Raw genomic sequence first — 18,944 nt, 5'->3', positions numbered from 1 at the left:
AATTGATTATGTCAATAGCCAGCATCTGGTTAATCCGTTAGTGTGCTTAGGGGATGGTCATGATGGAGTGTGGAATTTAGTCAAAGAGTTTGGTAAAAGTGAGCATTTTGAGCGTTGGGAAATATTAGATTGGTATCATCTCAAAGAAAATCTTTACAAAGTGGGTGGTTCTTTAAAGCGGCTCAAAACTGCTGAAACTCTTTTGTGGCAGGGTCAAGTAGCAGAAACTCAGGCTTTATTTCATCATTGCCGAGGCAAACAAGCTAAGAATTTCATCGCTTATCTCAACAAACATCGCTCTCGCATTGTCAACTATAACTATTACCAAGCGGAACAACTCTGTTCTATTGGTTCTGGTGCCGTTGAGTCTGCTATTAAACAGATTGGAGCTAGGATTAAAATTTCTGGTGGACAGTGGAATGTTGATAGTGTTAATCAAATCCTCTCTGTTCGTTGTGCTTATCTCAATGGTTTACTTGCTATTTGAATGTTTCTGCCAAAAGTGGATGCTCCCGGCACAGGGCACAGAGAGGAATGGAAGAGTGTTGTTTAGGTAATATTTTTGCGTATTATGGCTGACTTTTGTAAGATATCCTTTCCAGGAAGTGATTTTATTCCTATCACTCTGGAATGTCATCAAAGTTTGTCTGAACATCTCACAATTCAGAATTCACCTGTTTTATTTGGTTGTCGGACTGGAATTTGTGGCACTTGTTTGGTTGAGGTTATTGGTGATATTCCTCCTCCACAACCTGATGAACAGGAAATGTTAGAGACATTAGCAGCTAATTATCCTAATGCGCGGTTAGCTTGTCAGCTTGATGTTACAGGTAATCTTGAAATTCGTAAGATTTAGATGGTGATTTAAAAACTACTAAAAGAGCAAGTATGGATTGGTTAAAGCGCGTCGCAGAAATTCGTAAAAGTTGTAACGTGCCAGCACCAGCCCGAAATGTTGCTATTGCTAGAGTATGGGTAGATGAGACGCTTACCGAGCTATTCGCCTTTAGTGGTAAGCTATTGCGAGAGGGAGCGGTTGTTTTACCGAATTAACCGATGTTTAAAACCTTTGAAGTTACCGGACATCGAAGAGACTTAGATTCAGAGTACAAAATATTAGAAGCGATCGCTGAAAAATATACAAATAATAGAGAAGTAAAGGGTAAAATTGAGTTATTCACCGAGAGAGAGCCATGTGATTCGTGTGAGTATGTCATTAAGCAGTTTAGGCAAACTTTCCCGAACATTCAGCTAAATGTACATCACGGAAACATTGCGTAAAGGAGTCGGTATAAATGTCAATTCGCAATTTACCCGAACCACTTCAGCTTATTTTTAACGATAATCAGCTTTCGCCATGTTCAGATTTGGAAATAATTCAATTTGAACAACAACAAGGTATTACTTTGCCCAGTATTTACAGAGACTTTCTCAAGATGATGGGGCATGGTGCAGGTAAGTTTTTGCGTGGCTCTGATTGCTTTTATCAGCATCTACCGCAAATTCAAGAATGGGCTAAACAACTTTTAGTAGAAAATGATTTTCCTGAAGCTTTACCAGAGGATGCTTTTGTATTTTTTATGCACCAGGGTTATCAGTTTAGCTTTTTCAGGCTTTCAGAAGGTGATAACCCACCAACTTACTCATATTGCGAAGGTCAGCAAGAGCCTTATTTTGTCAAAAGTCATGATACATTTAGTGACTTTATAGCTGTGGAAATCGAGCTATATTTAAAATCTTCGATGTCTCTAGCAAGTTAGATATTGACCATATCAAATTGACAATCAGTTTTCCTTCTAACCAAGAACGTTGTATTTGTACCCACTAAAAGCGAATTCAGAAAGCTTCTTTCACAGTAATGGTTAATGGAAGGATGAATTGGTTAAACTCAATTTAGAGACTTAAATAAAATCATGGAAACTGTAAATATCCATCAAGCTGAAACGAATCTCTCACAGCTTTTGTTGCGGGTAGAGCATGGACAAGAAATCATTATTTCTGATCGAGGCATTCCCATTGCGAAGTTAGTTCCGTTTCGCACTTCATCAAATCGCCGCGATAGTTTAGGACAGGATAAAGAGCGTTTTGTGCTGCCAGAGGATTTTAACGCTCCTTTACCAGATGAGATATTGGCAGCATTTGAGGGCGGTGAAGAATGAAACTTTTTCTACATACGCAGTGTTGGTTATGGTGGTTTATACATTAGAGTAATTTTTATGCGGCAGGAACTTTAAATACCAAACGGATACTGCCTTGCCCACTTCATTACAGCCCTTTCAAGGGGATCAAGTCTAGCCTCAACAGACCGATACCAATGCTTTCGCGCATCACCAGGCATACAACTAGCTCCTGCAAGCAAAGCCCGACGCGACCAATGAGGTTCATCAAACAGACTACGCCATTGTGACTGAAACCAATGACGTTGTGATGCTCTTCCCATTGCCAGGATCAGTTGCCGTTTGCTCAAAGTGTCTCTTGCAGATACGAGTAATTCAAAAAATTTATCCTGATTGTTCCATTCAGTTGAATGGGTAAACAAATCCAGGGCCCACATTCTATGATAGTCAAGTTCGCTAATAATTGAATCTTTTAACAAGTCGATGACCTTTGCTCCAATGCTACTACGTTGCTCATCTGATAGATGAGGAAGCCTTTTGAGGTACTGAATAATATCTGGAAATGCAGGATGTAGGACTTCCAAATTATCTAATACGTCGTCTATTATCGAAGCATCCCCAAGTTGACCCATTCGCCGTAACACAAATCTAATGAGCATTAAATCTGGCTCACCATCAACATCAATTTCATTACGAAACAGTTTGACAAGATTTAGAGAGTTAATCAGTTCCTGTTGAGATTGAGTTAAATCATCATAATTAATTCTTTCATACGGATCGGCCAACCCTAGCTCAGTGATAAGGCGCTTGAAGCCTACTTTCAAAGAATCTAATTCACGGTCTTCTGGTGATGATAAAAAGCGGTTTATGAATAAGTTCTTCTCAAGAATATTAGTTTTTTGCAGCTGAAGTGTAAGACCGTGATTGCGAAACAAAACATCAGCTAGAAAAGCGAGATGACGGTAAGCCTCTGCGTAACTTTGTGTAAAAATTCGATAGTCATCATTGAAGCGAATAAAGCGCACTCTGTTTGCAAGAAGAGCCTCATCCACATCTGAGAGAGTTATTTCAGCAAGTAAACGTGATGGAGCATTGCCAACTGGAATTCCAAAAGTTTCTGTTCCATTCCAGCCAGCTAAGAGACGCATTATTGCTTTAACATGAGACTGACGGTTAGTAGTGCTTTGTAGGGCATTTTCTAAACGATGGTGATATATGCGTGGGTAAAAGTCAGCAATGTCAGTAATAGTGACAAAGTTTATTGCATTATCTTGCAATATAAATCGAGCTTGGTTTAAAAATGCTTCATAGCCGATATTAGAGTCAAATAATTGACCATCTGTTCCTGCTGCAAATCGATATGAAAAAACTATCTTCTGGTTGACTGGAATTCGACTTGCTTCAATATCGGGCGCAATTTCTCGGATAGTAGCAGCAAAGATAAGAAAATCGAGTGGGTCTAGCTGTGTTATCACCCTAAACCCATGTTTAGCTTTAGGCGAGAGTAGAGTACGATGTGGGCGTACTTGCCATTCAAGAATATTGTGTCCCTCCAACCATGTACGAAGCTCAGTCCAATCATGTTGTATAGAATCATACTCAAATGGAAGTGGAAACACATCAGTATCACCATACCTCAGCGCATGTTCCAAAGCCCAATTGAGACTATTTGCTTTAAGGGTTAACATACATCCTGAATTTAACTAATACATATCCAATGTAAACCTACTCAAAGGATTTGTCCGGGTAACTTGCGTGAATAAACAAATAACGCTGAAATAGCAATGTTTGCTTGAGACATTGCCATAATTTAAATACGATCGCTCCCACCCACTATGCAATTTGCAGATTTCTGGTACATTGTCGCACTCAGCGAACAGTTACAACCTAACAAGGTATTACCACGCACCGTTTTAGGAGAATGGTTAGCGATATTTCGGGGTGAAGATGGACAACCCGTAGCTTTGCGCGATCGCTGTTTACACCGCAATAGCCGTCTGTCATCAGGTAAAATCTGTAACGGTGCTTTACAATGTCCCTATCATGGTTGGGTATATGACAGGGTTGGTAATGTCATTGCTGTTCCAGCCGAAGGAGATGATTTCAAACCTTCGCCACAGCGTCGAGCCAAGTGTTACGCTACCAAAGAACAGGATGGCTATGTTTATGTGCGGTTAGCTGATACCCCAAGCGTTGATCTTGAACCCTTTTCTATGCCTCACTACGGACAAACGGAATGGGAGACGGTGCGGGTAATTAACCGTTTTGCTAACAATGTTACTAATTGTGCGGAGAACTTTATTGATATTCCCCATACGGCTTTTGTTCATCCTGGGGTTTTCCGTACTTCTCGCCAACAGAAGTTAGAGATGACTGTAGAACGCTGGAATGGTTCGGTTTTGGTGGAGTATCGCAACGAAAACAGTAATTTGGGATGGTACAGCCGTTTTCTGAATTTGCAGGGTGCAGAGATTAAACATAGCGATCGCTTTTATATGCCAAACATTACCTCTGTAGAGTATAAGATGGCACATAATCGCCATTTATTCATTACCAGTCAATCTATTCCAGAAACCGATAATTCAACTCTGGTTTACACCGATGTCACCTACAACTATGGTATTTGGAATAAATTAGCACGCCCCTTTGTGCGGTGGACTGCTCAACACATTATCCGCCAAGACGTGGAAATTTTGGGTATTCAGGGGGAAGCGATCGCTAAATACGGGACACAATTTTATAATACGCCTGCGGACACAATTCATATATTTGTAGAGTCAATTATGGCAGCGATATCTCGTGGAGAAGATCCGCGTTTATTGCCAAATCAATCAGTAAAAGTTACATTTTGGGTTTAAATATAATTCGTAATTTGTAGTTAATCAATGAATCATATTAAGTCCAGGCAATTAGTTAGTAGCCGCAGTAGATTAATTGAAGTATCGAATCGACTGTGAAACTTTGACTGCTTCTTGGGGAGTAAGGTTACTACAATTAGACAATTCTGGTACTACTCCCGTACCAACAAATCTGTAAAAAGGGCCATTTTGCGAACCCAACCACTGCGATAGCAATGTTGGTTGTTTGGCATTACCGTATAATCCTAGCTCCAAAACGCTTTTTCCAAATATTGGAGAATTTATTGGATAACTGCGCGACCCAGAAGGCAAGTCGCCAATACCACCAGATGTTGACTCAATCGCAAAGCATCTATCTGCACTTAAATTTTGGTAAACAACTAAGTAACGCAAGCCATCAACATTTTCCCGCCCAGCCTCAACTAATACTTTGTCGGCACGAAAATTCGCGGGTATGTAGCTTGGTAATGCTACTTTTAACCCTAGCGATCGCAAAATTTTTAACTGAGTAGGTGTTAGTTTTATTACCGAATTGGTTTGTGAAGATTTTGGTTGAGCAATTACCGTAGCTGTAGAAGCGATAATACAAGCGACAACACAAAAGGAAGCAAAGTTAACTGGGTATTTTAATATATTCATAGTCAATAACTATACCTAAAAATCTTAAAAAAGTGCAAATTTCTTGATTTCTCAATCTGGGAAAGCTGAATCGCCCGTATTTGACTGAGTTTGAGGAAAAACTATTAGGTTTTATTGAACAAGAATATGGGATTGTAGATTAGGGCAGATTTAACACTGATTTTTGAACATACACTGGCGTTCATACAATCGCTATTTCAGATCATACAATTTGAACATCATCTCAAATCACCAACTAGAGCATTATGTCTAAACTTTTTGCCGTTGTGGTTGCAACCGTTCCAGAGTACTACGACTATAAATTGGCTCACCCAGAGCATGACCAAAATCAACTCACTTGGTTTAATGAGCAACATGAGAAAGGAACACTACTGTGCTGTGGGCCGTTTTCTCCCCATGATGGAACTGGGCTTTGGGTAATCCAGGCAGAGAATCTTGAACAGGCTCAAGCTGTTGTAAACAGTAGCCCTCGTGCGCGAGACGGTATGCTAGCGGACTCTGCTAGAGTTGTGGAGTGGGAAGTTCACATTGGACGCGATCGTTTTGCTCCCGTCTAAATTACTTGGATATAAGCAGATAAATGCACAGTATAAAATTCTGATAATTGAGATAACAGCAAAATTTCTAAAGTAAGTGTGTGGCTGCCTCACGTAATCGGGAATTACAATCAATAATACTGTCCTCATCTGCCGGTTGGGTAGCTATCCATTCTTCGGTAAGCGCGATGGAAAGCTAGTTAGTTCTTTGGAAAATCAAGATAGCGGTGATGATAGCTCCAGCGATCGCAGTTAAGATTATGCCAGTTATCCACGATGGTTCATATTCCTAGCTCTGTTGTCACAATATAGGGATTGCCATTTCAAAATTAAGCTCAATTCCAACTGTTGCCGTAATAGTTGAGATAAATCAAGTAGTTTATCTTGTTCTTTGGTGTCAGAAACTTATCCGGTATGGACAAATTGCTCCCAGAACAGTTAGTCAGAAGCATTTATCAAGAACTATTGCCTAGATTACAAATTGAAAGTGTTAATCCCCGTAATCCCATTCAGGTCGGCTATCTTCCACAACCCTGGCGACTGCTTGGGAAAGGAAATTATGCCGCAGTAGTTTATCACCCCGATTACCCAGAGTGTGTAGTTAAAATTTATGCCCCAGGACGACCAGGCTTTGAAGAGGAAGTAGAAGTCTACCGTCGTTTAGGTTTTCATCCGGCATTTTCTGAGTGTTTGTACGCCAAAGATAGCTTTCTAATTTTGAAACGGCTTTATGGAACAACTCTCTACGATTGTATGCACTTGGGCTTACCAATTCCTCAGCAGGTAATACGGGATATCGATAAAGCTTTGGACTATGCTATAAGTCGCGGACTCCACCCTCATGATGTCCACGGTCGTAATGTGATGATGCATCAGAGTAGAGGGTTAGTTGTAGACATTTCAGATTTTCTGCATCCAGAAGCCTGTTCAAAATGGAATCACTTAAAAAAAGCTTATTACTGGTTATATCGTCCTGTGTTGCGCCCACTTCGATTGCGTGTGCCATACTCGACCTTAAATATGCTCCGCAAAAGTTATCGTCTGGCAACTTCATTCAAAACTTTCTGTTGTCAACTACTCCTAAGATTAACTCGTTTTAAACGTTTGAAACGTTAGGTTAATTTAAATTTATCCTTGCAAACATTAAGTATTTCTGTGTCAAAAAATGGTATTGCACCCCTTGCTACTGCTTTGAGTTTAACCAGAATGTTATATCGTGTCCGGTTAAATAATTGTCATTGCGTACCGCCCTTGGCGTTCCCGCAGGGTACGAAGTGTTCGCGGAGCGTCTCGTAGAGATAGCAATCCCAAAAGCCTTGCGATTGCTTCACTTCGCTCGCAATGACATATCACAATTAATCTGCCGGACATGATATTACTTAGAACATCGACATAAAACCCCTATTGGTATCCAGGTGCTGTGGCGAGGCTGGTTAAAATTGCACGACCTTTGTCAAGGTTGGCAGCTTGCAAAAGAGACTTAACAGGAAAAGTCAGAGATGCGATAAATCGCCGTCAAGACGAAAAAACAACTATTGTAGAGACGGCGATTCATCGCGTCTCTTGCGTTAACCGAACAGTATTGCCAGAGATCCTTAAAGAATGTGCAAAAGGGATTGGAAGTCAATTCTTTTCTGTAGATGTAATAGAGAGTAAAGATGGAACTAAGCGGATCGTAGAAATTGCTGATGGGTAGCTGTTTTACTCAACTTTGGGTGGGGTAACAGGTAAACGCATCAATTATCTGTCGCCAACCAAGCACGTAAAACTTCTGCCACTGTCCACGCTTGGGCAATACATCCCCGTGGAGTAATCGGGGCATCACCATCAAAAATCTCGCTGAGACTACCAAGACCGTGTGCAGTAAGATGATTAGCCATTGGTTCTAAAAATTGACGAGCTTGCTCAGGGTTTTTGTAGACGCGCAGGTGGGCTAAAACGAACGGCCCCAACAACCAACCCCAAACTGTCCCCTGGTGATAAGCTCCATCTCTTTGATACTGATTACCACCGTATTTACCCTGGCATTGGGGATGGTCGGAAGCAAGCGATCGCAACCCATAAGAAGTTAGCAGCGATCGCCCGCAAGTTTCCACCACACTCTTTTGCTGGGCAGGTGTTAGTGGGCTTTCTGGTAGCGAAACAGCAAATATTTGGTTAGGTCGCAACGCCGCATCATCACCATCAGGACTGTCTAGAACGTCATAACAATAACCTGTCTCCTCATTCCAGAAGCGAGAAAATCTATACTTAGCCCGGTCTGCCATTGCCTCATATTCTTGGTGTGGTTTACCAAGGTGACGGGCAAACTTGGCCATTGTCCGTAAAGCATTATACCAGAGGGCATTAACTTCAATCGGTTTGCCAATTCGGGGCGTAACTACCCAATCGTCAACTTTGGCATCCATCCAGGTTAGTTGTACACCTGCAACACCTGCATAAAGTAAGCCGTCGGCCGCATCAAGATGGATGTTGTAGCGTGTACCGCGACAGTGCCAATCAATGATGTCTGCAAGTATGGGAAATAGTTCAGCAAGCAAATTATCATCATCCGTAGCGCTGTAGTAAGCGCGGACTGCTTCAAAATACCAGAGAGTGGCATCGACTGTATTATATTCTGGTTGCTCACCTGCATCGGGAAAGCGATTCGGCAGCATTCCTTGGTCTACATATCTAGCAAAGGTGCGAAGAATTGAGCGTGCTACTTCTGGGCGACCAGTGGAAATTGTCAAACCAGGTAGACTAATCATGGTGTCGCGTCCCCAGTCACTAAACCAGTGATAACCAGCGATGATAGTTTTGCCGTTAGCGTCTTCTGACACTGGACGGTCAACAATAAACTGGTCAGCAGCTAATATTAGTTGCTTAATCCAAGTAGGTGATTCTTTAGTCTTGAGAGGTCGGTTACTATTCCAAAATCCTGTTAGCTTCTGTTCTTGAGCGCGACGTAACTTCAGCGCAGCTTCAGCATTGAGATTTGCTTGTTTTTCTGTGCTGGCTACAAATGCGATCGCTTCCCCAGGATTCAGTGTAACCTCAAAAGTTGCAGCGTGGAGATGGTCTTCTCTATCTCTCAATCCTCGATAGCGTTCAACAGCCAGGTCAAAGCCATAATACCAATCGTGGACAACAGATGCACTACCGCCATCACTTAGTAGATACAGTGGTACAGCACCCGGATAAGCAGTTACACAAATCCCCTGTTCCACCTGCTCAACAGACATCTGCCAATCATTACTTTGGGTATCGCTGTGATAATCGCGGTAGTTTACCATTGCTTTGAGCGTCAACTTCAGAGGTTGTGTGGCACGCCGCAGAGTATATTGCACATAAGTTGTGTTAGCACCTTGTTGCATCCACACCCGTTTTTCTAGTAAGGCATCGGCAACAGCAAAACGCCATAAGGGAATTGTACCTTCCAGAGAAAAACGTTCAATATTTTGATAACCGTGAGGGCTGACAATCCCATCTGCCCAACGATTGCTGTCTAGAGAATAAGAGCGATTGTCATACAGGACAGTTTCATCTAGTTTTGTCAGCATTAAGGTACGACCTAAAGGTGGTTTCAATGCTGCTACCAGTAATCCGTGATAGCGACGGGTCAATAAACCAGCCACAGTTCCAGAAGCATAACCACCAATACCATTAGTAACTAACCATTCCCGTGACTCTGCCGTGTCAAGATTGCCGCAGATTTCCCGCCCAAATTCTATACACATAACTCAACACTTTTTCTTGGGATCAATATTTGGATTATCGATTATGAATCCTCTAGTGTGCTGAGAATGGTATTAAGAGTTCTAAAATCTTAACTGGCGATCGCGGTTAAATAAAATACATTGTTTTAAGTAATATTAAATACAAGTATCTTTAGTAAGACATTTCTGCAAGTAGAAGCTAAAATTCCTCTAAACGGTTTTTTATCTTTAACGTTATTAGAGAAGCACCCACCCTCAAGGAATTAGCTAGAGTGTACACACAAGTCTCTTGATCTGCACCTTTGTTGCATTGCCCTGCACCTTTGTTGCATCGACCTGCACCTTTGTTGCATCGACCTGCACCTTTGTTGCATCGACTCGCACCTTTGTTGCATCGACCTGCACCTTTGTTGCATCGACTCGCACCTTTGTTGCATCGCCCTGCACCTTTGTTGCATCGACCTGCATCTTTGTTGCATCGACCTGCATCTTTGTTGCATCGACCTGCATCTTTGTTGCATCGACATACAAAAATTAACCCACCCTACGTTACGCAGCAACTTTAAAAGACCTGTGTGTACGCTGTAGCAACGAATTAGGGAGGGAAAACTATAATAATTTACTCATTGTCAGCGAATTTTCAAATCAAAAGAGGAAGAATAGAGTGTTGAAAGATATTGAACGTTATATTCCTTCAGAGGAAAAATATTTAGAGGCATTCCACTCAATTTATGAAGAATTAACTCCGGGACACAAAGCTATCTTGAATAAGTTGTATCAGCATTGTTACTTTATGAAAGACAATCGCAGATTACGCACTTGGGAATTATCTGAAGCGGCCGGATATGATGGTGACTCTTCTGGCCAAATTGGTCATTTAGGTGAAAAGTTCTGCAAATTTTTTGGGGTAAAAGATGATGAATTTGGGCAACCAGCACTTGCAATAATTAGTTGGTTCGCAGATGAAATCAATGGATATTGGTATATTGAGCTAATTCCTGAAGCAGCGAGAGCGTTTAAGCGTTTTCATATTGGAACTCTCTATGATTAGCTTAGTTAGCGATCGCTATTCTGGGACTTTCTAGCACTGTTGTTTGGTGTTTAACTGCGATCGCTTGTAGTTATATTACCTTAGAGGTTGTTTGAAAAGTTTTAGGCGAATAGAATTCGCTACTAAGTCCACCTCCGTGGACTAAGAAAAAATCAATGATTTTAACCCACGGAGGTGGGTTTTGACTGTGTAGCCGCGACTTCCAGTCGCCCGGTGAGTAATAAATTAGACTTTTCAAACACCCTCTTACACCTGCGAAGATGCAGCAGACGGCGGAATAATTTCCACACCATATTTTGAAGCAGCAGCCACCGCTTTTTCCATATCTGCGGGACTAACGCTAGGTAATTGCATTCTGTCTGAAACTGGCACACCTACTTCCATGAAAAACTTCTCTATCCCTGCTGGTGTGAACCAGCAAAGTAATTTTGCTGGCTTTGTACCGATATTTAAAAATCTGTGAAGTTGACCTCTGGGAGAGTGGAGAAAGGTTCCAGGGGTTGCTAGAAGAATCTGCTCATCAAGCTGAAATTCCAATTCTCCCTCTTGAATATAGAAAGCTTCGTCTTCGTGACTATGAATGTGGGGAGGTGTCCCGTTCTGTGGTTGAACAGTAATCTCAATTAGAGCATAAGCTTGACCAGTTTCTTCACCTACCGCTTTAAAGGTATACAAATCTCCAAGTACCCAGTATGAAGAACCTTGTCCTGGTTGCTGTAATATTCCTTGTAGATTGACTGTCATAGTTATTTCCCTTTAAAATGTTTTATATTATACATTTACTAAAAAAACTACTGCAATTTTCAGTTTGTAAGTACTTAGATATAAATAAACTTAACCACATCATCGTAAATAGAGCAGACTGAAGTCAAGTCGCTTCGCTCCAATTAAAAAAAGGTTAAGCACTTCTTCTGCTACGGTGATTCTAATTTAGGATTACGAGATACAGTATTACATCACTTAATAAGAAAAATCGATAAATGGAAAAACATCAACTCAGCCCAAACAACTGGTCACAAGAAACTTACATTAAAGCCTTCAAGAAAGCAGCCCACGCCCATCAAGGTCAGAAAATGCCAGGTTCAGAAATACCTTACCTCATGCACCTGAATTTTGTAAGTATGGAAGTAATTGCAGCCCTAAGCGTAGAAACAGAACATGATGGAAATCTTGCTATTCAATGTGCTATTTTGCATGACACCATCGAAGATACTAATACAACATTTGAGGAGATAAAAACCGAATTTGGTGAATCAGTAGCTAATGGTGTACTTGCACTGACCAAAGATGAAAATTTAGCAAAACATCTGCAAATGGCAGATAGTTTACAAAGGATAAAAGAGCAACCACAAGAAATATGGATGGTAAAATTAGCAGATAGAATCACCAATCTCCAAGCACCACCACATTATTGGACTCAAGACAAAATTATTCGATATCGAGAAGAAGGTATTCAGATTTATGAAGCTTTACAGGATGCAAGCCCATTTCTTGCATCCCGCTTGGCAAAGTTAATTGAAGATTACAAAGCGTTTATCAGGTAAATAGCCTTTTGTGATTTAACTCACACTAGGAAGTTCAGTACTCTAATAATATTATATTTATGCATAAATTCTTACATAGAAAATGATGGAATTAATTGAACTAATGTTGGTGCTAGCTACAGTAGTTGGTGTTACAGATGGAAATACAATTTTGGTTAAAAATAATGCTGGACAAGCAATTCCAGTTAGACTAGCGTGTATTAATGCACCAAAAGCGCCTGGACAGGCGTATACTTTAGCAGCAACACAAAGGTTAAAACAGCTACTACCACCTAAAACTCCTGTCGTGATTAGAGGCACAGAACAGCTTGAAAATGGCCGCACGGTTGGGGAAGTGTATGTGGATAATCGGTCAGTAAATCTGCTTTTGATAGAGTCAGGTAATGCTGTCGTTGACCGAGAAACTTTACAGAATTGCTACGAAAGCAAAACCCAATTTTTAATTGCAGAAGCTAATGCTAAAAATAAGCGTCTGGGATTGTGGCAGCAATCAAAAGTGCAATTAAAGTCTCCTATCAAGTAATATCAGGTTCGGTTAAATACTTATAATATCTGTAGGTTGGGTTGAGGAACGAAACCCAACGCTTGATCCTTGTTCATGTTGGGTTTCACTGCCGTTCAACCCAACCTACATTGAGAAGTTTTATTATAAGCAATCACCCGAACTTGATATAATATCAAATCCAGTCGAATGTTTATTATTAATTATTTCCTTTTTAAAAAGAGTTAGGGAGTATTAAGCCATTTTCAATAGGATGAAGTATGTAAATAGACTTAATAAGTAGGTAAACACAATTAATTACACAATGTCATTGCGAATGCAGCGAAGCGAAATGAAGCAATCGCAAGGGCTGGGATTGCTATCTCTACGAGACGCTCCGCGAACGCTTCGCTCGCAATGACTGTAATTAATTTTGCGTAGTTACTTACCGTTTCTTTGTGAAGGTCTGGATATACTCCCCAACTTACCCAACTAATTGCTTCACGCGCTGATTTCATATTCGGTGGAACTCGCAAGGCGTGAATAAAGCTTGTGCGAGGACAAGTCATTTTTAATAAGCGGGTTCGCCTTCAGAGTATGTTTTATGCTTGAATCCAAACTGATACTGAACCACCTAGACAACGAAATTCACCCCAGCCCCATTCATTGGTATATACAGCTTCTTTGATATGTTCAGTTAAGTCAATAAACTTAGTATTGGATTTACCAACTTCCATCCATTTAACGCCTTCTGAACCATCACTCATAATCACAGCCATTCCTTGAGGATGATCTTCATCACCTAAGCGTGTCCAACCAATAGTATTCCAATGGTCTAAATAGTTATATTGTGGCCCGTAAGCATAATGTTTTCGTGCATAAAGTAACTTATCAATAATCCAACGGTGGGACGGCATAAAAATATTGTAACGATTGCCATCTTTCCCCCAGTCTTCATACTCCGCACCATAGTAGTCAGCATGAAAGACACAAGGATAGCCTTCTTGTCGTAACAAAATAATGGCGTAAGCTAAGGGTTTAAACCAAGGTTCAACCACAGATTCCAAAGCTTGTAATGGCTGAGAATCATGATTTTCGACAAATGTCACAGCATGGGTAGGACGTTGTTGCATCATTGTGCCATCTAAAATCCGGCGCATATCATAATTGCCTCCAGATTTGCTGGCTTGATGGAAGTTGTAATGTAGTGGTACGTCAAAAACTGACATCTTGCCACGAACAGCATCAACATACCAAAGCAGAGTATTAATATCGTTATACCAATACTCTCCTACCATAAATAAATCTTTACCAGCATGACGTTCTAGTTCATCTATCCATTGCGGAAAGAACCAAGAGGAAATATGTTTAATAGCATCAATGCGGAAACCATCTACTTTTGTGGTATCAAGATACCACTTACCCCAGTAGGTAGTTTCACCGCACACCCACTCATTTTGAAAATCGATATCGCAACCCATCAAATAGGCAAAGTTGCCTTTTTCTAAGGCTACGTAGTCGTCAAACTTTTTACCTTCTAATAAATAAACTGTGCTGCGATCGCCACTGTTATATTCGTTATAATCAACAGCATCAAAATGCCACCAATGCCATTCAAAGTTAGAATATTTGCCTTGCCGTCCAGGGAAATTATAATGAGTGTATGTCTTAATATCTTGTAACCCACCTTTAGGATTGAGGCGATCGTCTTGAGGAAAAGGCGTTGCTTTTGGTGTTTCTACTGCATCACCGCCCATCCTATGATTTAGTACTGCATCTGCATAAACTTGCAGACCATGCGTTTGCAGAGATTTAACCGCATCAATATACTGCTTACGTGTACCGTATTTCGTCCGAATCGAGCCTTTTTGCTCAAATTCACCTAAATCAAATAAATCGTAAACACCGTATCCCACATCATACGATCCAGCAAAACCCTTGTAGGCTGGTGGTAGCCACATTGCTGTAAAACCTGCATCTGCTAATTCTGGTGCTGAAGCCTCGACTTTACTCCACAAGTTCCCATCATTAGGGATGTACCAGTGGAAATATTGCATCATTGTGCCATTAATCTTTGCCATATCTCGTTGTGCCTGTAAATATCACCTTTGATCAAAGCTACAGTCGAGATTGGTGGCAATTCGGAATTTTTCATGCGATTTAGTTCCGAAAATCTGGAAGAAATACTTAAGAAAATGGAGAGCAGGGAATAAGGGACAAGAAATAATATCATGTTCGACTTAATACTTATGTCATTGCGAGCGTAGCGCGGCAATCCCAAACCTTTGCGATTGCTATCTCTACGAGACGCTATGCGAACATTCCACTTCGTTGCATTCGCAATGACATACTTTGACATTTTCACCGCCGTGAACGCACTCTTAAGAAGGAGTAATGAGTAACAAGTAATGAGTAATGAGTAAATACCCATTTTTCATCCACTCATTACTCCTTACTCATTACTTTAAAGCCGTGCTGGAAACACGGGGTTTTAACCCCATTTTTCTGATAAGTGATTTGCCGAACATGATATAAGTCATATTTTTACTTCCTTACTTAATAGAAATCGGCGAAAAATATTTAGTTTGCGTTTTAATCTGATTGCTGCTCTCTACAATTACGAGCTTTTTCTCCCCAAAATGAAATCTTCCTGAGTGACTTTTACAAGAGGTCTATTATTGTTACTAAATTTTTTAACTAATATGGTTCGGCGACGGGACATTTAATAATTAAAGAGCTAATAAAAAAATTGCATAGCCGAACGCACCTAATGCAAAAGCCCAAAAGCGACTTTCTCGCTGTTCTGGTAGTTCTTCCTTTAGGACATTGAGTACAATACCTCCCGATAAAAAGGCGAAGAGAACCGCAACAGCCGCCTGATGAATTACCGTGCCAATGCCAATTACCCAACCAACAATGATCGCAGCTACTAATAACCACCGCCCAATCCGATCATATATTTGTTTGTGGTTTTCGCGTAACCCATTATCGTTGACTACAAAATGTAGTGCCATCGCAAAAAAATAGAACAATAAACTCTTAATACTTGATTCTTCTCGGTGTACTAACAAGTAGCCAATTAAGGCGTTATAAACAGCAAAAGAAGCAATATGTATCCAAAAAACGTCTAAAGCAGTAACATCTCCCTTCCCTGCTTTTTGATTGCGTTGACGCGAATTGTTTGCAAATCGTTCTAAGCCATAAAACACTGCTAAACCTAAAAGTGCCACCAAATAAACGTGATGCTCTAAAAAAGCAAGTCCAATATTTAAACTGCTTTGGAGTGTTATTTGGGCTTTACTCAGTTCTGGCAAAATATGGACGAACACATAAGCGACAGATACCCCACTGCCAAATGAGAGCCAACGACTACGCGGTTTAGCTCTAATAAATTGTAGTTTACCTGAATACAAATGTATGATGGCTAAGGCGATCGCACATATTGCAGTGATCATGCTTTTTACTTAACGCGAAACCAGCGATAGCCGTATGCTTTTATTGGGATGGAAGGCAAATTAACATCCAGAGGTTCGTATTGGGAATCGCCAAATATATCAATTAAATGGTGATACTCATTAGATTTTAGCGTGACTGTACACGAGCGATCGCCTAAATTATGTAAAGCGATCGCACTCTCACCTTCGGACTCGCAGCAGTGAGCAAACACACAGGGTTGATCGGTTTCTAGAATTTGCCACTTACCGCAACCAAACTCTGGACACTGCTTGCGAATACGGATTATATGTTCCATCCAATTGATTAAGGAGTTGCGATCGCGTTGTTGGTCTGTTACATTCACCTGTTTATAACCATACTCCCCTTCTTTAATCACAGGTCGGGTAAGAACATCTGATGAAGCGGTAGAAAAGCCGCCATTGATTGCATCTGACCATTGCATTACTGTGCGGACACTATTTCTCCCCTCAAGCGAAAGGTCTTCACCCATCCCAATTTCTTCGCCATAGCGTAGCACAGGTGTCCCAGGTAAGCTGAATAACAGACTGTATGTGAGTTCAATGCGACGTTTGTCACCTTTTAACATTGGTGGTAAACGACGACGAACGCCTTTGCCGAAAATTTGCATATTCTTTTCCGGTGCGAAAGCCTGAAAAACTTCTTGGCATTCGGAATCGCTAATTAAGTCAAGGTTGAGTTCGTCATGGTGGCGGACAAAATTTAACCATTGACCGATGTCAGGAATATCAGGTAATGATTTCAGCCCGTCAAGTAAAGTTTGTGAATCTTTACGTGCCAGAGCTAAAAACATATATTGGTTGAGTAAGAAGTTAAACAACATCTGACATCGATCGCCATTACCAAAGTAGACGGATATCTTCTCAGAACTTACATTTGCTTCTGCAAACAGAATTGCATCACCCCGACGCGAGGTAATAAACTCTCGCATATCTTTAAGGAAAGTTTCTAAGTCTGGACAATCTGGGATGCCAAGTGGATTAATTAAAAATGGCGCAGCATCGATGCGAAACCCCGACACACCAAGTTGCAGCCAAAAACCCATAATTTTGTAGATTTCTTCCCGTACCGCAGGATTAGCAATATTTAAATCAGGCTGCTCTTTGTAAAAGTGATGCAGATAGTAAGCATCAGCTTGTTCGTCGTATTCCCAAAGACTATCTTCTACTCCAGAAAAAATTATCTGTTCTGGCTCGGTTTGGGGGGGATTTTCCAACCACACATAGTAATCGTGATACTTAGAGTTTTTATCTGAACGCGCTTGCTGAAACCAAGGATGCTGAATTGATGTATGATTTACCACTAAATCAACCAGAACTCGAATACCGCGATCGCTAGCTTGATGTATGAACTGTACAAAATCTCCTAGTGTCCCCAATCGTGGATCGACGTTGTAGTAGTCCATGACATCGTAGCCGTTATCTCGATTAGGAGAAGGATAAAACGGTAATAGCCATAAACAAGTAATTCCCAGTCCAGAAAGATGATCTAGACACTTAGTTAGTCCTTGGAAATCGCCAATACCATCGCCGTCTGAATCCATGAATGTCTCGACATCCAAGGAGTAAAAAATTGCATTTTTGTACCAAAGATTTTGCATTTTCCTGTCTTTTTAATTACTGAAAGTTCTACTCACCTACACTCAATTGCTGCAACGCAATCCGTTTGCACAGACCTTCTACCGCGAGTGTTAAAGATTGCATCAGTTCAGAATTTTCGCTGTAGTCAACAGGCGCGAGATTAGCAACCCGTTGACTTTGGGTCATTTTTAAATCTCGTCCCCATTCTTCTGGAGTACTGTCTTTATATAATGCGATCGCTGTACCCTGTTCTTGATTCATTAAAGAAAAGCAGGGAATATCTGACTCACCATCACCAACATAAATCACCTGTGACAGTGGAACGTGCAATTCCTCTGGTGGTAAATCTCGATATACAAATGTTTTACCATCATCTTGGTAATCATCAAAACCTTTGGCAATTTGGAAAAGATAGCGAGTTTTCTCTGTGTGAGTGACAATCTTCTTTAAAAACTCTATACCGTTGCGATCGCTGTATGAAAATTCACAACCCCACATTGCTTTAAAATTTGGAGCAATACAGTTATGACGAGCAATTTCCACCATGCCGCAAGTTATTAAATAAAATTCTACCTCTACTTTTGGATTTGATTCGTGAGCGCATTGTTGCAAGCGGTCAAACATTTTATTAACGCCATCAAAGGGAGCTAATTCTTGACTAAACTTGGCAATATATTCTTGTGTAATTTTGTTACCTTGTCGTTTTGACTCTTCAATGAGGGCATAAAATCGAGCTAGGATTTTATCCCATCCTTTGTCAATTAAGGGTCGAATTTTTTCCTGGCGAAACTCCAAAGCATCAATACCTAAGCTTTCTAACAAAGCATCAACGGTATCTGGAACCAGAGTATCATCAAAATCAAAAACTATAGCGATGCGATTAGAAAGGGGTTTGGTCGAAACAGTCATAACAAAAGGTTCTCAACTATGGGATTTTTGCAAAAATATTAGTAATTTTGGATAAAA

Annotated in this window: 21 protein-coding genes and 1 pseudogene; 13 read left to right on the top strand and 9 right to left on the bottom strand. The window is 40.7% G+C overall.

What is annotated here, in order from left to right:
* The 6 genes and pseudogenes from VB732_RS14905 to VB732_RS14880 form a co-directional block, all read left to right on the top strand.
* Positions 1-487, top strand: a pseudogene (locus VB732_RS14905) (ISKra4 family transposase); the annotation flags it as partial.
* A gap of 84 nt (positions 488-571) precedes the next feature.
* Entirely contained in the window at positions 572-856 is a 285-nt protein-coding gene (locus VB732_RS14900) for a 2Fe-2S iron-sulfur cluster-binding protein (RefSeq protein ID WP_323231643.1), read from the top strand.
* A 32-nt stretch (positions 857-888) separates the two neighbouring features.
* Positions 889-1,053, top strand: coding sequence for a hypothetical protein (locus VB732_RS14895; protein ID WP_323231642.1), 165 nt, complete (start codon positions 889-891; stop codon positions 1,051-1,053).
* Positions 1,054-1,056: 3 nt separating this feature from the next.
* The gene (locus VB732_RS14890; protein WP_323231641.1) at positions 1,057-1,281 is read left to right on the top strand and encodes a deaminase domain-containing protein; all 225 of its coding nucleotides are present in this window, start codon (positions 1,057-1,059) and stop codon (positions 1,279-1,281) included.
* A gap of 14 nt (positions 1,282-1,295) precedes the next feature.
* Positions 1,296-1,760: an SMI1/KNR4 family protein gene (locus VB732_RS14885; protein WP_323231640.1), complete on the top strand. Its 465-nt coding sequence runs from the start codon at positions 1,296-1,298 to the stop codon at positions 1,758-1,760.
* A 153-nt stretch (positions 1,761-1,913) separates the two neighbouring features.
* A complete protein-coding gene (locus VB732_RS14880) occupies positions 1,914-2,159 on the top strand; it encodes a type II toxin-antitoxin system Phd/YefM family antitoxin (RefSeq protein WP_323231639.1) in 246 nt (81 codons plus the stop codon).
* A 71-nt stretch (positions 2,160-2,230) separates the two neighbouring features.
* Here the strand turns inward: VB732_RS14880 and VB732_RS14875 are convergent, their stop codons facing one another.
* Complete coding sequence (locus tag VB732_RS14875) at positions 2,231-3,805, bottom strand: RNA-directed DNA polymerase (protein WP_323231638.1); 1,575 nt, start codon at positions 3,803-3,805, stop codon at positions 2,231-2,233.
* 147 nt (positions 3,806-3,952) lie between these two features.
* Between VB732_RS14875 and VB732_RS14870 the strand changes: the two genes are divergently transcribed.
* A complete protein-coding gene (locus VB732_RS14870) occupies positions 3,953-4,975 on the top strand; it encodes an aromatic ring-hydroxylating dioxygenase subunit alpha (RefSeq protein WP_323231637.1) in 1,023 nt (340 codons plus the stop codon).
* A 72-nt stretch (positions 4,976-5,047) separates the two neighbouring features.
* Here the strand turns inward: VB732_RS14870 and VB732_RS14865 are convergent, their stop codons facing one another.
* The gene (locus VB732_RS14865) at positions 5,048-5,614 is read right to left on the bottom strand and encodes a hypothetical protein (RefSeq protein ID WP_323231636.1); all 567 of its coding nucleotides are present in this window, start codon (positions 5,612-5,614) and stop codon (positions 5,048-5,050) included.
* A 245-nt stretch (positions 5,615-5,859) separates the two neighbouring features.
* On the opposite strand from VB732_RS14865, the gene VB732_RS14860 reads away from it, so the two are divergent.
* The 3 genes from VB732_RS14860 (at position 5,860) to VB732_RS14850 (ending at position 7,846) form a co-directional block, all read left to right on the top strand.
* Positions 5,860-6,171 (top strand): YciI family protein, encoded by a 312-nt coding sequence (locus VB732_RS14860; protein ID WP_323231635.1) that lies wholly within the window; start codon positions 5,860-5,862, stop codon positions 6,169-6,171.
* 393 nt (positions 6,172-6,564) lie between these two features.
* Positions 6,565-7,266 carry a serine/threonine protein kinase gene (locus VB732_RS14855; RefSeq protein ID WP_323231634.1) on the top strand — a complete coding sequence of 234 codons (702 nt, stop codon included), beginning with the start codon at positions 6,565-6,567 and terminating at the stop codon, positions 7,264-7,266.
* 334 nt (positions 7,267-7,600) lie between these two features.
* Entirely contained in the window at positions 7,601-7,846 is a 246-nt protein-coding gene (locus tag VB732_RS14850; protein WP_416235749.1) for a hypothetical protein, read from the top strand.
* A gap of 40 nt (positions 7,847-7,886) precedes the next feature.
* Here the strand turns inward: VB732_RS14850 and VB732_RS14845 are convergent, their stop codons facing one another.
* Both VB732_RS14845 and VB732_RS14840 read right to left on the bottom strand, forming a co-directional pair.
* Positions 7,887-9,869, bottom strand: a complete 1,983-nt coding sequence (locus VB732_RS14845) for an amylo-alpha-1,6-glucosidase (protein ID WP_323231632.1) — start codon at positions 9,867-9,869, stop codon at positions 7,887-7,889.
* A gap of 246 nt (positions 9,870-10,115) precedes the next feature.
* Positions 10,116-10,379 (bottom strand): hypothetical protein, encoded by a 264-nt coding sequence (locus VB732_RS14840; protein ID WP_323231631.1) that lies wholly within the window; start codon positions 10,377-10,379, stop codon positions 10,116-10,118.
* A gap of 133 nt (positions 10,380-10,512) precedes the next feature.
* On the opposite strand from VB732_RS14840, the gene VB732_RS14835 reads away from it, so the two are divergent.
* Positions 10,513-10,899, top strand: a complete 387-nt coding sequence (locus tag VB732_RS14835) for a hypothetical protein (protein WP_323231630.1) — start codon at positions 10,513-10,515, stop codon at positions 10,897-10,899.
* Between the two features lie 246 nt (positions 10,900-11,145).
* On the opposite strand, the gene VB732_RS14830 is transcribed toward VB732_RS14835, so the two are convergent.
* Positions 11,146-11,643 carry a quercetin 2,3-dioxygenase gene (locus VB732_RS14830; protein ID WP_323231629.1) on the bottom strand — a complete coding sequence of 166 codons (498 nt, stop codon included), beginning with the start codon at positions 11,641-11,643 and terminating at the stop codon, positions 11,146-11,148.
* 236 nt (positions 11,644-11,879) lie between these two features.
* Between VB732_RS14830 and VB732_RS14825 the strand changes: the two genes are divergently transcribed.
* Together VB732_RS14825 and VB732_RS14820 are read left to right on the top strand one after the other, a co-directional pair.
* Positions 11,880-12,443: an HD domain-containing protein gene (locus tag VB732_RS14825; protein ID WP_323231628.1), complete on the top strand. Its 564-nt coding sequence runs from the start codon at positions 11,880-11,882 to the stop codon at positions 12,441-12,443.
* 82 nt (positions 12,444-12,525) lie between these two features.
* Complete coding sequence (locus VB732_RS14820) at positions 12,526-12,966, top strand: thermonuclease family protein (protein ID WP_323231627.1); 441 nt, start codon at positions 12,526-12,528, stop codon at positions 12,964-12,966.
* Positions 12,967-13,526: 560 nt separating this feature from the next.
* Here VB732_RS14820 and VB732_RS14815 read toward each other — a convergent pair.
* The 4 genes from VB732_RS14815 to VB732_RS14800 all read right to left on the bottom strand — a co-directional run bounded on the left by VB732_RS14815 (position 13,527) and on the right by VB732_RS14800 (position 18,887).
* A complete protein-coding gene (locus VB732_RS14815; protein WP_323231626.1) occupies positions 13,527-15,005 on the bottom strand; it encodes an alpha-amylase in 1,479 nt (492 codons plus the stop codon).
* Between the two features lie 648 nt (positions 15,006-15,653).
* Complete coding sequence (locus VB732_RS14810; RefSeq protein ID WP_323231625.1) at positions 15,654-16,379, bottom strand: hypothetical protein; 726 nt, start codon at positions 16,377-16,379, stop codon at positions 15,654-15,656.
* A 5-nt stretch (positions 16,380-16,384) separates the two neighbouring features.
* Entirely contained in the window at positions 16,385-17,998 is a 1,614-nt protein-coding gene (locus VB732_RS14805; RefSeq protein WP_323231624.1) for an alpha-amylase family protein, read from the bottom strand.
* A gap of 28 nt (positions 17,999-18,026) precedes the next feature.
* A complete protein-coding gene (locus VB732_RS14800; RefSeq protein ID WP_323231623.1) occupies positions 18,027-18,887 on the bottom strand; it encodes an HAD family hydrolase in 861 nt (286 codons plus the stop codon).
* Between the last annotated feature and the right edge of the window lie 57 nt (positions 18,888-18,944).

Source organism: Nostoc sp. UHCC 0252, assembly GCF_034931145.1.
In the GTDB taxonomy this organism is placed as follows: domain Bacteria; phylum Cyanobacteriota; class Cyanobacteriia; order Cyanobacteriales; family Nostocaceae; genus Nostoc.
Note: the sequence above shows the minus strand (reverse complement) of the source record. Positions and strands in the feature narration are given on the sequence as shown.

What these genes read in the sequence shown, in the direction of transcription:
- VB732_RS14825 (WP_323231628.1), top strand. Translation starts at nt 11,880, where the DNA reads ATGGAAAAACATCAACTCAGCCCAAACAACTGGTCACAAGAAACTTAC.
- VB732_RS14900 (WP_323231643.1), top strand. Translation starts at nt 572, where the DNA reads ATGGCTGACTTTTGTAAGATATCCTTTCCAGGAAGTGATTTTATTCCT.
- VB732_RS14855 (WP_323231634.1), top strand. Translation starts at nt 6,565, where the DNA reads ATGGACAAATTGCTCCCAGAACAGTTAGTCAGAAGCATTTATCAAGAA.
- VB732_RS14895 (WP_323231642.1), top strand. Translation starts at nt 889, where the DNA reads ATGGATTGGTTAAAGCGCGTCGCAGAAATTCGTAAAAGTTGTAACGTG.
- VB732_RS14800 (WP_323231623.1), bottom strand. Translation starts at nt 18,887, where the DNA reads ATGACTGTTTCGACCAAACCCCTTTCTAATCGCATCGCTATAGTTTTT.
- VB732_RS14865 (WP_323231636.1), bottom strand. Translation starts at nt 5,614, where the DNA reads ATGAATATATTAAAATACCCAGTTAACTTTGCTTCCTTTTGTGTTGTC.
- VB732_RS14810 (WP_323231625.1), bottom strand. Translation starts at nt 16,379, where the DNA reads ATGATCACTGCAATATGTGCGATCGCCTTAGCCATCATACATTTGTAT.
- VB732_RS14870 (WP_323231637.1), top strand. Translation starts at nt 3,953, where the DNA reads ATGCAATTTGCAGATTTCTGGTACATTGTCGCACTCAGCGAACAGTTA.
- VB732_RS14815 (WP_323231626.1), bottom strand. Translation starts at nt 15,005, where the DNA reads ATGGCAAAGATTAATGGCACAATGATGCAATATTTCCACTGGTACATC.
- VB732_RS14845 (WP_323231632.1), bottom strand. Translation starts at nt 9,869, where the DNA reads ATGTGTATAGAATTTGGGCGGGAAATCTGCGGCAATCTTGACACGGCA.
- VB732_RS14805 (WP_323231624.1), bottom strand. Translation starts at nt 17,998, where the DNA reads ATGCAAAATCTTTGGTACAAAAATGCAATTTTTTACTCCTTGGATGTC.
- VB732_RS14880 (WP_323231639.1), top strand. Translation starts at nt 1,914, where the DNA reads ATGGAAACTGTAAATATCCATCAAGCTGAAACGAATCTCTCACAGCTT.
- VB732_RS14875 (WP_323231638.1), bottom strand. Translation starts at nt 3,805, where the DNA reads ATGTTAACCCTTAAAGCAAATAGTCTCAATTGGGCTTTGGAACATGCG.
- VB732_RS14820 (WP_323231627.1), top strand. Translation starts at nt 12,526, where the DNA reads ATGATGGAATTAATTGAACTAATGTTGGTGCTAGCTACAGTAGTTGGT.
- VB732_RS14860 (WP_323231635.1), top strand. Translation starts at nt 5,860, where the DNA reads ATGTCTAAACTTTTTGCCGTTGTGGTTGCAACCGTTCCAGAGTACTAC.
- VB732_RS14830 (WP_323231629.1), bottom strand. Translation starts at nt 11,643, where the DNA reads ATGACAGTCAATCTACAAGGAATATTACAGCAACCAGGACAAGGTTCT.
- VB732_RS14890 (WP_323231641.1), top strand. Translation starts at nt 1,057, where the DNA reads ATGTTTAAAACCTTTGAAGTTACCGGACATCGAAGAGACTTAGATTCA.
- VB732_RS14885 (WP_323231640.1), top strand. Translation starts at nt 1,296, where the DNA reads ATGTCAATTCGCAATTTACCCGAACCACTTCAGCTTATTTTTAACGAT.